The following is a 13,877-nucleotide window of genomic DNA, read 5'->3' on the forward strand; positions in this document are numbered from 1 at the left end:
GCCGCCCGGCTCACTTGTCGACGGACGCGTAGAACGAGACGCCCCGCCGGTTCTCGTCGAGGCGCAGCGGGTGCTGCAGCGCCGGCAGCGCCCGCTGGGCGCAGTCGAGGCGCTCGCAGGTCCGGCACGTGACGCCGACCGGGACGGCCGCGCCGATGTTGTCGAGGTCGATCCCGTCGGCGTAGACGAGCTCGCGGGCGTAGCGGACGTCGCACCCCATGCCGATCGACTGCACCGTGTGGGGGACGTGGTAGCCGCCGCGGTCGCTGCGCACGGTGCGCGCGATGCAGAAGTAGACCGCGCCGTCGGGCATCTGCGAGAGCTGGATCCGGATCATGCCGGGCGTCATCAGGGCGGCGTGCACGTTCCAGCGAGGGCAGGCGCCGCTGAACCGCGCGAAGCGGATGCCGGAGCCGCTGAAGCGCTTCGAGATGTTGCCCGCGATGTCGATGCGGACCATGTGCATCGGCACCCCCTCGGCGCCGGGGCGGCGCAGCGTCGTCAGCCGGTGGCACACCTGCTCGAAGCTCGTGCCGAAGCGGTGCGCGAGGAGCTCGATGTCGTAGCGCTCGGCGCGCGCCGCCTCCAAAAACGGCTGGTACGGCATGAGGATCGCGGCGGCGAAGTAGTTGGCCAGCGCGACGCGCGCGAGCGCGCGGGACTCGGGGGTGGTGAGGTTCTCGTCGCGCAGGATGCGGTCGATGGCGGCCGACTGCGTGAGCAGCCCGAGCTGGTGCGCGAGCTGGAACCGGCGGCTCCGGGGCGGCAGCACCTCGGAGATGCTGAGCACGCGCCGCTCGGGATCGTAGCGCCGCATCGCCTGGCGCTCGTCCGCGACGCGCACGATGCGCACCTCGATGCCGCGCGTCGCGTGGAGGTACCGGACGAGGCCGCGGTAGACGTCGTCCGCGTCGAGCTCCGCCTCGCGCCAGAGCGCCTCGGCGCCGTCCTCGAGCTCCGGGAAGTGGTTCATCCGGCGCTGGATCAGGTCGCTTACCTCCTCCGACGGCAGGCGCGAGTTGTCGACCGCGACGAACCCGTCCCCCGCCAGCCGCTCTCCCAGCGTGTCCAGCGACTCGCGGGTCGTCGCGTACGTGCGGTAGAGCGTGAGCACCGCGCGCGCCACGTTCGGTGAGGTCGCGACGAGCTCGCGCAGATCCGCGTTCGTGAGCCCGTGGCTCTCGAAGATGGGATCGCCGAACACCTCGTGGAGATCGGCTGTCAGCCGGACGTCCTCTTCCGACGCGAAGTTCTGGAGATCGAGCTGGAATATCTGGGCGAGCCGGATGAGCAGCGGCGCGGTCAACGGACGCCGGTTGTTTTCTATCAAGTTCAGGTAGCTCGCCGAGACACCGAGGCGCTCCGCCAGGTCGACCTGCGTCATGTGCTCGCGGCGCCGGAGCGCACGGACTTTGGCGCCGAGTAGAGGTGCATCGGCCATGGGGACCCTCCCGAACGTAGCTGAACTTACTGAACCCACGTGTAGGTGAACCGCACCACCGTAGAAATTTACAATAGTTTACACGTTAACTGCCTGTAAAGGCCTTTCGTCGACATCGTTATCCGCCTGCATTTCAAAGCGAAGTTGACGCTGAAACCTCGTCGACAAACATAGTTACGTTGTAACGACGCGCAGCGTTGCAGGAGATGTGGATGAGCCAGAATCATGCGACCTCGAACCTGAGCCTGCTCGCTCCCCGCGTTGCGGGCGACGAGTCTGTCCTCACGCCAGAGGCCCTTCGCTTCCTCGCGAATCTCGGACGTAAGTTCGCTGACCGGGTTCCGGCCCTGCTCGAGCGGCGGCGCGCGGTGCAGGCGCGGCTCGACGCGGGCGAGCGGTTCGATTTCCTCCGGGAGACGCGCGACGTGCGCGCGGGGGACTGGACCGTGGCGCCGCTGCCCGAGGACCTGCTCGACCGGCGGGTGGAGATCACCGGGCCCGTCGATCCCAAGATGATCATCAATGCCTTGAACTCCGGCGCGAGCGTGTTCATGGCGGACTTCGAGGACGCCACCTCGCCGACGTGGAAGAACCTCATCGAGGGGCAGGCGGCGCTGCGGCTCGCAACGCGGCGCGAGCTCCGTTACGAGGATCCGGCCACGGGCAAGCGCTACGCCCTCGGCGACCGGCTCGCGACGCTGATCGTGCGCCCGCGCGGCTGGCACCTCTTGGAGAAGCACGTCGAGCTCGACGGGAAGCCGCTGCCGGGCGGGCTCTTCGATTTCGGCCTGTTCTTCTTCCACAACGCGCGTGAGCTCGTCCGCCGCGGCACCGGGCCTTACTTCTACCTGCCGAAGATGGAGAGTCATCTGGAGGCGCGCCTCTGGAACGACGTGTTCCTCTTCGCGCAGGAGGCGCTCGGCCTGCCCGCGGGCACGATCAAGGCCACGGTCCTCATCGAGACGCTGCCCGCGGCGTTCGAGATGGACGAGATCCTCTACGAGCTCCGCCAGCACTCGGCCGGGCTCAACTGCGGCCGTTGGGACTACATCTTCAGCTTCATCAAGAAGCTCCGGAACGACCCGACCTGCGTGATGCCGGACCGCTCGCAGGTGACGATGGAGCAGCACTTCCTGCGCTCGTACACCCAGCTGCTCGTGAAGACCTGCCACCGCCGCGGCGTGCACGCGATGGGCGGCATGGCGGCGCAGATCCCGATCAAGAGCGACCCCGAGGCGAACCGCGCGGCGCTCGAGAAGGTGCGCGCCGACAAGCTGCGCGAGGTGAAGGACGGACACGACGGCACCTGGGTCGCCCACCCGGGGCTCGTGCCGCTCGCCCGCGAGGTGTTCGACGCGCACATGCCCGCGGCGAACCAGATCGAGCGGAAGCGCGAGGACGTCCGCGTGGAGGCGGCCGACCTCCTGCGCGTGCCGCCGGGCGCGCGCACCGAGGCTGGCCTGCGGCACAACATCCGCGTCGGCATCCAATACCTCGAGGCGTGGATCAGCGGCCTCGGCTGCGTCCCGCTCTACAACCTGATGGAGGACGCGGCCACCGCGGAGATCTCGCGCACCCAGGTATGGCAGTGGATCCGCCACAAGGCGACGCTGGACGACGGCCAGCCGCTCACGGTGGAGCGCTTCCGCGCGGCGGTCGACGGCGAGATGGCCGCCCTGCGCGGCGCGCTCGGCGAGGCGCGCTTCGACGGCGGCCGCTTCGCCGACGCGCGCCAGCTCTTCGAGCGGCTCTCCGTCGGGGAGACCTTCGAGGAGTTCCTCACGCTGCCCGCTTACGAGCTCTTGATCTCGCGCGCCGGAGGCCAGGGCGCGTGACGCTCGGCCACCTCGTTTCGACATCGACACAGCGGCAGCTGCCGCCTGCAACCCCAACGCACTAGGAGCCCAGTCATGTCCGCTGCTTTCCCGCTCAATACGCCGATCTCCGCCGATTCCCTGCACGCGACGCCGAGCGACGTCGCCCCCGGCCGATGGAGCGGCGTCGTGCGCCCGTACTCGGAGGCCGACGTCGCGCGCCTCCGCGGCACCGTCCGTATCGACTACACCCTCGCCTCCCTCGGGGCCAAGCGGCTCTGGAACCTGATGCACAGCGAGCCCTACGTGGCGGCGCTCGGCGCGCTCACCGGCAACCAGGCGATGCAGCAGGTCCGGGCCGGGCTCAAGGCCATCTACCTGAGCGGCTGGCAGGTGGCGGCGGACAACAACGAGGCCGGGACGATGTACCCCGACCAGAGCCTGTATCCGGCCAACAGCGTCCCGACGCTCGTGCGGCGCATCAACCAGGCGCTCCTCCGCGCCGACCAGATCGAGACCGCCGAGGGCAAGTCGGGGCGCTACTGGCTCGCCCCCATCATGGCCGACGCCGAGGCCGGCTTCGGCGGGCCGCTGAACGCCTTCGAGCTCATGAAGGCCATGATCGAGGCCGGCGCCGCGGGCGTGCACTTCGAGGACCAGCTGGCGTCCGAGAAGAAGTGCGGGCACATGGGCGGCAAGGTCCTCGTCCCGACCAGCCAGTTCATCCGCACCCTCGTCGCCGCCCGCCTCGCCAGCGACGTCATGGGCGTGCCGACCGTCCTCGTCGCGCGCACCGACGCCGACAGCGCCAAGCTCATCACCTCGGACATCGACCCGCGCGACAAGCCGTTCATCCCCGGCGAGCGCACGCCCGAGGGCTTCTACGTGCTGAAGGGCGGCCTCGAGGCGGCCATCGCGCGCGGGCTCGCCTACGCGCCCTACGCCGACCTCGTCTGGTGCGAGACCTCGACGCCGGACCTCGACCAGGCGCGGCGCTTCGCGGAGGGGATCCACAAGCAGTTCCCGGGCAAGCTGCTCGCCTACAACTGCTCTCCTTCGTTCAACTGGAAGAAGCACCTCGACGACGCGACCATCGCGCGGTTCCAGCGCGAGCTCGGCGCGATGGGGTACAAGTTCCAGTTCGTCACCCTCGCCGGGTTCCACGCGCTCAACCACAGCATGTTCGAGCTCGCCAGGCAGTACCAGCGCCGCGGCATGTCCGCGTACTCCGAGCTCCAGCAGGCCGAGTTCGCCGGCGAGCAGTTCGGCTACAGCGCCACGCGCCACCAGCGCGAGGTCGGGACGGGCTACTTCGACGAGGTCGCCCAGGTGATCTCGGGCGGCGCGGCGTCCACGCTGGCCCTGCACGAGTCCACCGAGGCCGCCCAGTTCTGACCGCCCGCGCGGGCGCGCGCCGCTCCGCCGCGCACGCCCGCGCGTCGTCCACGCTGCCGCCGGACCGCTCTCCGCCCGCCGCGCCCGCCCCGAGGAGCGGGCGTCCGCGGCGGGAGCGGCCGCGCGGCGCCCTCTTCCACGGTGGTCCAGGGGGGGCCGTTCGAGTAGGCTCCGCTCGGGCGGCGGCGCCCGGCTGCGCCCGGCCGCGTCGCCCGAGCCGAGGTGAAAGACAGCTGTGACAACGCAGAGCCCCCGACCGAGCGACGCTGACAGCGGCGGCGCCGCGTCCAATTTCATCCGCAACATCATCGCCGAAGACCTCGCCGCAGGGAGGCACACGCGGGTCGTGACCCGGTTCCCGCCCGAGCCGAACGGCTATCTGCACATCGGACATGCGAAGTCGATCCTGCTCAATTTCGGGCTGGCGTCCGACTTCGGCGGCGTGTGCCACATGCGGTTCGACGACACGAACCCGGCGGCCGAGGACCTGGAGTACGTCGAGTCCATCCAGCGGGACGTCCGCTGGCTCGGCGGCGACTGGGGCGACAAGCTCTTCTTCGCGTCGGACTACTTCGAGCGGCTGTACGCGTTCGCGGTGGAGCTCATCCAGAAGGGCAAGGCGTACGTGTGCAGCCTGAGCGAGGCGGAGACCCGCGAGATGCGCGGCACCGTCACCGAGCCCGGGCGGGAGAGCCCCTACAGGAACAGGTCCGTCCAGGAGAACCTCGATCTGTTCGCGCGCATGCGAGCAGGGGAGTTCCCGGAGGGCGCGCACGTGCTCCGGGCCAAGATCGACATGGCCGCTGCCAACATGAAGATGCGGGATCCGCCGATCTACCGCATCAAGCGCGCGCGCCATTACCGGACGGGCGACGCCTGGTGCATCTACCCGCTGTACGATTTCGCGCACAGCCTCTCCGACGCGATCGAGGGGATCACCCACTCGATCTGCACGCTGGAGTTCGAGAACAACCGGGAGCTCTACGACTGGATCATCGAGAGCCTGGACGTCCCGTCCCGCCCCCGGCAGTACGAGTTCGCGCGGCTCAACCTGAACTACACGGTGATGAGCAAGCGCAAGCTGCTCGGGCTCGTGAAGGGCGGCCACGTGAAGGGCTGGGACGACCCGCGCATGCCCACCATCGCCGGCCTCCGGCGGCGCGGCGTGACGCCCGAGGCCATCCGCGCCTTCTGCGAGGAGATCGGCGTCGCCAAGACGAACAGCATGGTGGACATCGCGAAGTTCGAGTCGTGCGTCCGCGACGACCTGAACCTCCGCGCCCCGCGCGTGATGGCCGTGCTGCGCCCGCTCCGCGTCGTCCTCGAGAACTACCCCGAGGGGCAGGTGGAGCAGATCGACGCGCCCTACTGGCCCGACGACGTGCCGAAGCAGGGCTCCCGCAAGGTCCCCCTCTCGCGGGTGCTCTACATCGAGCGCGACGACTTCCTCGAGGACCCGCCCAAGAAATGGTTCCGGCTCGCGCCCGGGCAGCAGGTGCGGCTCCGCTACGCCGGGTTCATCACCTGTCGAGAGGTGGTGAAAGATCCGACCACAGGAGAGGTGGTGGAGCTCCGGTGCACCTACGATCACCCCACGAGCAGCGGTGAGGCGCCCGACGGCCGCAAGCCGAAGGGGACGCTGCACTGGGTCTCGGCGGCCCACGCGATCTCCGCGGAGGTCCGGCTCTACGACCGGCTGTTCGCGGTCGAGCGCCCCGACGCGGTCGACGAGGGGCGGGATTTCCTGGAGAACTTGAACCCTGGTTCGCTGGTCACCCTGACCGGATGCCGGGTGGAACCGAGCCTGTCCAGCGTGGAGCGGGGCAGCCATGTCCAGTTCGAGCGCCAGGGGTTCTTCTTCGTGGATCCGGTCGACTCCGCGCCCGGCGCGCCGGTGTTCAACCGCACCGTGGCGCTCAAGGACTCGTGGGCGAAGCTGGCCGGCGAGAAGCCCGCTCCGGCCGCGGCGCCCGAGAGCGCGGCCGCGAAGGCGCCGCCGCCCCGGCCGAAGGTCGAGCGCGCCACCGTGGAGGAGCGGCTCGCGCGGCTCGAGCCGGCCCGCGCCGACAAGGCCAGAAACCTCATCGAAACACGCGGGATCCCCGGCGACGACGCCGTCGTCCTGGCCGAGGACGACGGCCTCCTGCGGCTGTTCGAGGAGGCGGTGGCGGTCCACGACAACCCGAGGAGCGCCGCCAACTGGGTCATCCACTCGATCTCGCGCGAGCTCAGGGACAGGAAGACAGGCGACCTGCCCTTCTCAGGTGCGCAGCTCGGCGAGCTCCTCGCGCTGATCGATGATGGGACGATTTCGACGAAGATAGCAAAAGACGTCCTCGCTGAGATAATGCAGCGGGGCGGTAGCCCGCGGGCGATCGTCGAGCAGAGGGGGCTCCGGCAGGTGGCCGACGAGGGCGCGCTGGAGCGCATCGTCGACCAGATCATCGCCGGGCACCCCGGCGAGGTCTCGCGCTTCCGCGCGGGCAATACGAAGCTGATCGGGTTCTTCGTCGGTCAGGTCATGAAGGCCTCCGGCGGCAAAGCGAACCCCGACCTGGTCAATGCGCTGCTGACCAGGAAGCTGGCGTAACTCTCCCACCCACACGCTGCTTCGCTTCCCCCCTGCTCAGGGTGCGCGGGAGTGCTGCGCTCTGCGTTGCCCCGCGCCCGGCACCTGACTACGTGATGCGTGTCATGGCAGTGTGGAGAAACATGTCCCGCAAAATGTCTATAAAAAAATTGAATTTATGAGCGGCAGTGGTGTAGATGAAATTAGGACTATGGAATCTGCACGCCAATTCGCTCTCATCGTCTGCGTGGCGGTGTCGACCTCGCAGGCCGCTTGTATCGCGTCTACCGAGCTCGATGGCCTCGACGGCGAGGATGAGGTGGTGGCGGAGGTGCAGCAGGAGGTCGTGGTCTACAACGCGCTGACCCGCAACGCGCTGACCCGCAATGCGCTGACCCGCAACGCGCTGACCCGCAACGCGCTGACCCGCAACGCGCTGACCCGCAACGCCCTGATGGGCAATTCGCTCACCAGCGAGGCGCTCCGTGACCCCGAGTCGCGAGAGCTCCTCAGCTTCATCGTGAGCTGCGCTCTGCCGGAGGACGAGAAGATTACGGTCGAGGTCGACCGCCGCTCCTACACCTTCGTCGGGGAGCTCGGGCTCGCGGCCGAGTGGGGCCGGAGGAACGGCTCGTGTGGTGAAAAGTGCCAGGAGTGGGTGTCGGCCTGCCTGCTCTCCCGCGTCAACTACCTGGGCGAGCACGTGACGATCTCGCTCCGCGGCAAGAACGAGGCGCTCTCGTCCACGAGGAAGGAGCGCGACAAGTACGAGGCGCCGGAGGCGACCTACTACGGCAACGTCTTCCTGGAGAACCAGCGCCGCTTCGCCTGCCTCGCGCCCGGGGAGAGGTCGATCCCCCGCGTCTGCGGCCCCGACATCGACGACTGCGTGGTCGACGTTGTGGGCGATTGTGAGGACGTGTGCGACGGCCCGCGGCACGACGGCAGCTACACGGACTGCCGCGACCGGGAGCCGCTCATCGAGCTCCCGTGCGGGACCCGCATCTTTCCGCGCGGCACCGACAGCTACAAGGCCTCGGTGAGCGTCTTCCTCGAGTAGCATCGAGCAGCGTGGAGTCCGGGGCCGTCCTCGCGAGCCGATTCGTCGTCGAGCAGCAGGTTGCGGCCGGGGGGATGGGGACGGTCTACCGCGCGCACGATCGCCTCGACGCGCGCCACGTCGCCCTCAAGCTCCTGCACAGCCGCGAGGCCTTCGACGTCGAGCGCTTCGAGCGCGAGTCGCAGATCCTCGCCGAGCTGAGCCACCCCGGGATCGTGCGGTACGTCGCTCACGGCCGGACGGGCGCCGGGGACCACTACCTCGCCATGGAGTGGCTCGAGGGCGAGGACCTGGCGGCGTGCCTCGCGCGCCGGCAGCTCTCGCTCGCCGAGAGCCTCGCGGTGCTGCGCAGGACGGCGGACGCGCTCGCCTTCGCGCACTCGCGCGGGATCATCCACCGCGACGTCAAGCCGAGCAACATCTTCCTCGTCGCCGGCGACGTCGGTCAGCTCAAGCTCGTCGACTTCGGGATCGCGCGGCCCGACGGAGAGTCGCGGCGGCTCACCTACACCGGCGGGATCCTCGGGACGCCGGGGTACATCGCGCCCGAGCAGATCGAGAGCGGGAGCTCCCTCGACGCGCGCGCGGACGTGTTCTCGCTGGCGTGCGTGTTCTACGAGTGCATCGCGGGCCGCCCGGCCTTCGAGGGGGCGCACGTCATGGCCGCGCTCGCCAAGCTCCTGTTCCAGCAGACGCCCCGGCTGCGCGACGTCCGCGCGGACGTGCCGGAGCCGCTGGAGCAGCTCATCGACCGGATGATGGCGAAGGACCCCGTGGAGCGGCCGCGCGACTGCGGCGACGTCGGGGCGCAGCTCGCGCAGATGGCGGAGGCGCTCGACGCCTGGGCGACGCCGCGGCCCGCCACGCTGGCGTCGCCGCGCGACGCGACCATGCGCTCGGCGCGGCCCCCGGGCTTCCTCACGCGCAGCGAGCAGCGGCTCGTGTCGCTCGTGCTCGCCGGCGAGCCGGACGACGTCGAGATGAGCGTGGCGGCGGCCGGCGGCGTCCCGAGCGCCTCGGACGTCTCGAGCGTGCTGCAGGAGATCTCGAACGAGGGCCCGGGCTCCGCGGTGCCTCGCTCGGAGGTGCGGGCCGCGGTGGAGCCGTACGGCGCCCACATCACCGAGATCTCGCGCGGGTCGCTCATCGCGATCCTCGCCGGCGCCGGGAGCGCCGTGGACCGGGCGGAGCGGGCGGCGCGGTGCGCGCTCGCGCTGCGCGCGCGGTTCCCGGGCATCCCGCTCGCCGTCGCGACGGGGCGCGGGGTGTCGTCGGCGAAGCTCATCGAGGGCGACGTGATCGACCGGGGCGTGCGCGCGCTGCGGGCGGCGCAGGGCGGCGTCGTCCGGCTCGACGACGTGACCGCCAGCGTCGTCGGCGGCCGGCTCAAGGTGGACGTGGACGAGAAGGGGCCGTTCCTCGAGAGCGAGACGGCGGCCGACGAGAGCACCCCCGTCCTGCTCGGCAAGCCGAGCCTCTGGGTCGGCCGCAGCCGCGAGCTGTCCATGCTGGAGGGCGTGTTCTCCGGCTGCGTGAGCGAGTCGCTGGCGAGCGCGGTGCTGGTGATCGGCCCGGCCGGCGCCGGCAAGTCGCGGCTCCGCCTGGAGTTCCTGACCCGGGTGCGGCGCCAGTTCGGGACGGTGGAGATCCTCGCCGGCCGGGCCGAGTCGGTGGCCGCGGGGTCGCCGTTCGGCCTCATCGCGGACGCGATCCGCAAGTCGGCGGGGATGCGCGAGGGCGAGCCGGTGGAGTCCCGGCGGCGCAAGCTGAAGCGGAGGCTCGGGCGCCACCTGAGCGGCGACGCGCTGAACCGGGTCGCGGCGTTCCTGGGCGAGCTCACGCGGACGCCGTTCCCCGACGGCGAGACGAGCGGGCTGCGCGCGGCGCGCGAGAACGCGATGCTGATGGCCGACGCGACGCGCGCGGCGTGGGAGGACTGGCTCGCCGCCGAGTGCGCGGCGCAGCCGGTGCTGCTCGTGCTCGAGGACCTGCAGTGGGGCGATCCGGCGACCGTGCGCCTCATCGACCAGACGCTGCGGAACCTCCGGGATCTGCCGCTCATGCTGCTCGCGCTGGCCCGGCCCGAGGTCAGCAAGCAGTTCCCCGGCCTGTGGACGGATCGCGAGGTGCAGACGATCAAGCTCGGGCCGCTGCCCGCCAAGGCGAGCGAGCGGATGGTGCGCAGCGCCCTCGGCGAGGAGACGCCCGCCGAGATCGTGGCCCGGGTGGTGGAGCGGGCCGACGGCAACCCGTTCTACCTGGAGGAGCTCATCCGCGCGGTCGCGGACGGCAAGGGGGACGTGCTGCCCGACTCGGTGCTGGGCACGGTCGAGGCGCGGCTCGACGCCGAGGGGCACGAGGCGAAGCGGGTGCTGCGGGCGGCGAGCATCTTCGGCGATCGCTTCTCGAAGCTCGCGGTGGCGGCGCTGCTCGGCGGCGCCTCGCGCGTGAAGGAGACCGAGACGTGGCTCGACGCGCTGTCGGCGCGCGAGCTCATCGCGCCGGCCCAGACGCCGGGGTGGCTCATCCCGACCGACTACGTCTTCCGCCACGCGATCGTGCGCGAGGCCGCGTACGCGATGCTGACGGAGTCGGACCGCGCCCTCGGCCACAAGCTGGCCGGCGAGTGGCTCGAGCGGAGCGGGCACACCGACGCGATGGCGATGGCGGAGCACTTCCGGCTCGGCGGCGAGCCGGCGCGCGCGGTGAAGTGGTACCGGCGGGCCGCGGAGCAGGCGCTGGAGGCGAACGATCTCGCGAGCGCGCTCGCGCGCGCCGAGATGGGCGTCCGGTGCGGGGCGGCCGACGAGGAGCTCGGGCGGCTGCGGCTCGTGGAGGCCGAGATCAGCGTGTGGCAGCAGGAGACGGCGCTCGCCGTGCAGCGCGGCACCGAGGCGGCGAGCCTCGTCCGGATCGGCAGCTCGGCGTGGTTCCGCGCCATCGGGCAGGTGATCATCGCGGAGGGGAAGCTCGGTCATTTCGATCGGGTCGAGGCGTGGGCGACGCGGGTGGCCGAGTCGGCGGGCGCGACGAGCGCCCGGATCATGTGCCTGTGCGAGGGCGCGACGTTCCTGGTCTTCGGCGGCCGCTACGCGGCGGCCGACCGGCTGATCGAGATGCTCGACGCGGTCGCGAGCGAGCCCGCCGGGCTCGAGCCGCAGGCGGCGGGGCTCTACCAGCAGGCGCGCGCGTGCCGGGCGCAGACGAAGGGCGACACCGGGGCGGCGCTGAGCGGGCTCACGGCGGCGCTCGCGGCGTTCGAGCTGGCCGGCGATCGCCGGAACGCCTGCGCGGTGCGCGCGAACCTGGGCTTTTTGTACGGCGAGCTCGGCGATTTCGAGGTGGCCGAGTCGGCGCTCCGCACGGCGCTCGCGGCGGCGCAGCGCATGGGCCTCGACGACCTGGAGACGGCGGCGCTCCAGAACCTCGGCTACGTCATCGCCCACCTCGGGCAGCTGGAGGAGGCGAAGCTCCTCGAGCAGCGCGCGGCCGCGGCGTTCCAGCAGCAGGGCGACCGGCGGATGGAGGGCGTGACGCTGACGTACCTGGCGAAGATCCTGCTGCTCTCGGGCGACCCGGCGGGCGCCGAGCGCGAGGCCCGCGCCGCGGTCGAGGCGCTGACGGTGGTGCCGCCGCTGCGCGCCGCCGCGGTCGCGGTGCTCTCGCGCGCGCTGCTCGCGCAAGGCCGGAAGGACGAGGCGCTGCCGGCCGCGCGCGAGGCGTTCGCGCAGCTGGAGGAGGCGGGCTCGCTCGAGGAGGGCGAGTCGCTGGTGCGGCTCGCCTACGCCGAGGCGCTGGCCGCCGCCGGGGCCGAGCGGGAGGCGGCGGCGGCGCTCGCCGCCGCGCGCGAGCACCTGCTCAGCCGCGCGGAGAAGATCAGCGATCCGAGCTTCCGCGAGCGCTTCTTGACGTGCGTGCCCGACAACGCGAGGACGCTGGCGCTCGCCGGGTGACGGGTCAGGGGGCCTCGCCCCCGGCCGCGCGCAGCTCGGCGGGCGCGCCGGCGGGCTCGCGCCGCTCGCCGTCCCCGTCCGCCTGCGGGCTCGTCCGGGAGCTCAGGAGGCGGAGGGCCTCGCGGTAGCCGTCGACGGTCCCGACCTCGACGTACGCGTGGCCGGCGGGGACGCCGAGCGCCACGCCCCCGCGGGCGATGTACTCGTTGACGAGGGGGCCGATGTGCTCGTCGCGCCGGCTCCGCTCGCACCAGAGGTCGTAGAGCTCCTGGAGCACGGCGCCGGTCAGCTTGAAGGCGCCCCAGATCCAGCGCGACGCGGCGTCGTGGCGCCTCGCCTGGATCTCGACGACGCGCCCATGGCCGTCGGTGACGACGGCCTCGAAGCGCCCCGGGCGGTCGAACGGGAAGAGGAGGAACGAGAGCGTCTGAGCCATGAGCGCGGACAGCCCGTCTTCGGGGAACCAGAGCGCGTCCGGGAGGCCGACGAACACGAGATCGTCGGGCGCGATGAGCGGGAGCGCGCGGAAGACCGCGTCGCAGAGGCCAGCCGGACGCGGCTGGACGGCGTACGACAGGCTCGCTCGCCCGATGGCGGCGCCGTAGTACTCGAGGAGCTCCGACCTGCCTGGCGAGACGACGAAGCAGATCCGGGTCGCGCCGGCGCGCAGCATGCGCTCGACGAGGTGCTCGCTCGCGGCGCGGGGCTGCTCGGCGCCCTGCTCCAGCCGGCTGCCGATGGGGAGGAGCTCTCTCGAGAAGGCGAGCGGCTGAATCCGGGTCTCCCGGCCGGCAGCCGGGATGATCCCCCACACGGTGGCCTGTCGCCCTCTCACGCTCGCACCCCCGTCGAGAGCCGCTCGCCGCTCGGCGCGGCGGAGCGACGGTGAGGGGCGGCGCAGCGCGGGATCACGGGCGCGCCGCGCTCGAGATCGCGGCGCCGTCGCTTCGATGAAGCAATGTAGTCCATGTCGAGGAAATCACGTTCACGTCCGGCATTGACGCGCGCGGCGCGGTGAGCAGCGTGACATACGTTGTGCTGCGCGGGGGCGGCGCGGCGGCGCCCCACGGTGAGCGCGGGAGCGAGACCCCGCGGCGGCGAGGTGAGCTCACTGCCATGAAACGAGCGTATGCCGAGCTCCAGGTTGACCATCTTCGATGCTCGCTCCGGCGAGCGCGAGCGACGCCCGCTTGTGCTATTTTGTTCAACGAATTCGAACGTTTATGCGATCGTCGCGCCATCGAGACGCCGCTCGCCCGCGCGGCCTGTGCGGCGCCGCGTGAATCGATGACGGGCGCCGATGCGCCGCGCGTGTGAATCGGAGTTCAACATCGTACCTGCGACCCTCGAGATCAAGTCGAGCGCGAGACCCGCTTTGTCAAGCTGAGCCCGGATCGCGGCTATCGATTCGTGATGGACTCATGACATGTCAAGCCGATCGCGATCCATCCCTGTCAAGCCGGCGCGGGGCGCGCGCGGCGCGCGCTCGCTCGAGCGAGTGGCAATCGCCTCCGGATTGACGCCCTCACAAAGCGCGATCCCGGACAGGAAAGATGGCAGTCTCTACAGTGAATGCCCGAGAGGGCATCAGGCATGGACGTAGCGAGCGCTGGTGTAACGGCCCGCGTCAGGTTTCTGTCACGAC

The 13,877-nt window shown here is 71.0% G+C and carries 8 protein-coding genes; 6 read left to right on the forward strand and 2 right to left on the reverse strand.

From position 1 onward, the window contains the following. Positions 1-10 precede the first annotated feature (10 nt). The gene (locus WME83_RS49765) at positions 11-1,441 is read right to left on the reverse strand and encodes a helix-turn-helix domain-containing protein (protein WP_437316735.1); all 1,431 of its coding nucleotides are present in this window, start codon (positions 1,439-1,441) and stop codon (positions 11-13) included. Between the two features lie 212 nt (positions 1,442-1,653). On the opposite strand from WME83_RS49765, the gene aceB reads away from it, so the two are divergent. The 5 genes from aceB to WME83_RS49790 all read left to right on the forward strand — a co-directional run bounded on the left by aceB (position 1,654) and on the right by WME83_RS49790 (position 12,232). After that, a complete protein-coding gene (gene aceB / locus WME83_RS49770; protein ID WP_437316736.1) occupies positions 1,654-3,276 on the forward strand; it encodes a malate synthase A in 1,623 nt (540 codons plus the stop codon). A gap of 75 nt (positions 3,277-3,351) precedes the next feature. Further along, positions 3,352-4,650, forward strand: coding sequence for an isocitrate lyase (gene aceA / locus WME83_RS49775; protein ID WP_437316737.1), 1,299 nt, complete (start codon positions 3,352-3,354; stop codon positions 4,648-4,650). A 235-nt stretch (positions 4,651-4,885) separates the two neighbouring features. After that, positions 4,886-7,240: a glutamine--tRNA ligase/YqeY domain fusion protein gene (locus WME83_RS49780; RefSeq protein ID WP_437316738.1), complete on the forward strand. Its 2,355-nt coding sequence runs from the start codon at positions 4,886-4,888 to the stop codon at positions 7,238-7,240. Positions 7,241-7,430: 190 nt separating this feature from the next. Beyond that, positions 7,431-8,279 (forward strand): hypothetical protein, encoded by an 849-nt coding sequence (locus tag WME83_RS49785; RefSeq protein WP_437316739.1) that lies wholly within the window; start codon positions 7,431-7,433, stop codon positions 8,277-8,279. An 11-nt stretch (positions 8,280-8,290) separates the two neighbouring features. Beyond that, positions 8,291-12,232: a protein kinase domain-containing protein gene (locus WME83_RS49790; protein WP_437316740.1), complete on the forward strand. Its 3,942-nt coding sequence runs from the start codon at positions 8,291-8,293 to the stop codon at positions 12,230-12,232. A 4-nt stretch (positions 12,233-12,236) separates the two neighbouring features. On the opposite strand, the gene WME83_RS49795 is transcribed toward WME83_RS49790, so the two are convergent. Then, positions 12,237-13,046, reverse strand: coding sequence for a sugar phosphate nucleotidyltransferase (locus WME83_RS49795; protein WP_437322135.1), 810 nt, complete (start codon positions 13,044-13,046; stop codon positions 12,237-12,239). Positions 13,047-13,348: 302 nt separating this feature from the next. Here WME83_RS49795 and WME83_RS49800 point away from each other — a divergent pair, with 302 nt between their 5' ends. After that, positions 13,349-13,549 carry a hypothetical protein gene (locus tag WME83_RS49800; protein ID WP_437316741.1) on the forward strand — a complete coding sequence of 67 codons (201 nt, stop codon included), beginning with the start codon at positions 13,349-13,351 and terminating at the stop codon, positions 13,547-13,549. Positions 13,550-13,877 lie beyond the last annotated feature (328 nt).

This window comes from Sorangium sp. So ce385 (genome assembly GCF_051474135.1).
In the GTDB taxonomy this organism is placed as follows: Bacteria; Myxococcota_A; Polyangia; order Polyangiales; family Polyangiaceae; genus Sorangium; species Sorangium cellulosum_D.

Excerpts from the sequence above, each read along its gene's own strand:
- aceB (WP_437316736.1), top strand. The coding sequence starts at position 1,654 with ATGAGCCAGAATCATGCGACCTCGAACCTGAGCCTGCTCGCTCCCCGC.
- WME83_RS49765 (WP_437316735.1), bottom strand. The coding sequence starts at position 1,441 with ATGGCCGATGCACCTCTACTCGGCGCCAAAGTCCGTGCGCTCCGGCGC.
- WME83_RS49800 (WP_437316741.1), top strand. The coding sequence starts at position 13,349 with ATGAAACGAGCGTATGCCGAGCTCCAGGTTGACCATCTTCGATGCTCG.
- WME83_RS49785 (WP_437316739.1), top strand. The coding sequence starts at position 7,431 with ATGGAATCTGCACGCCAATTCGCTCTCATCGTCTGCGTGGCGGTGTCG.
- aceA (WP_437316737.1), top strand. The coding sequence starts at position 3,352 with ATGTCCGCTGCTTTCCCGCTCAATACGCCGATCTCCGCCGATTCCCTG.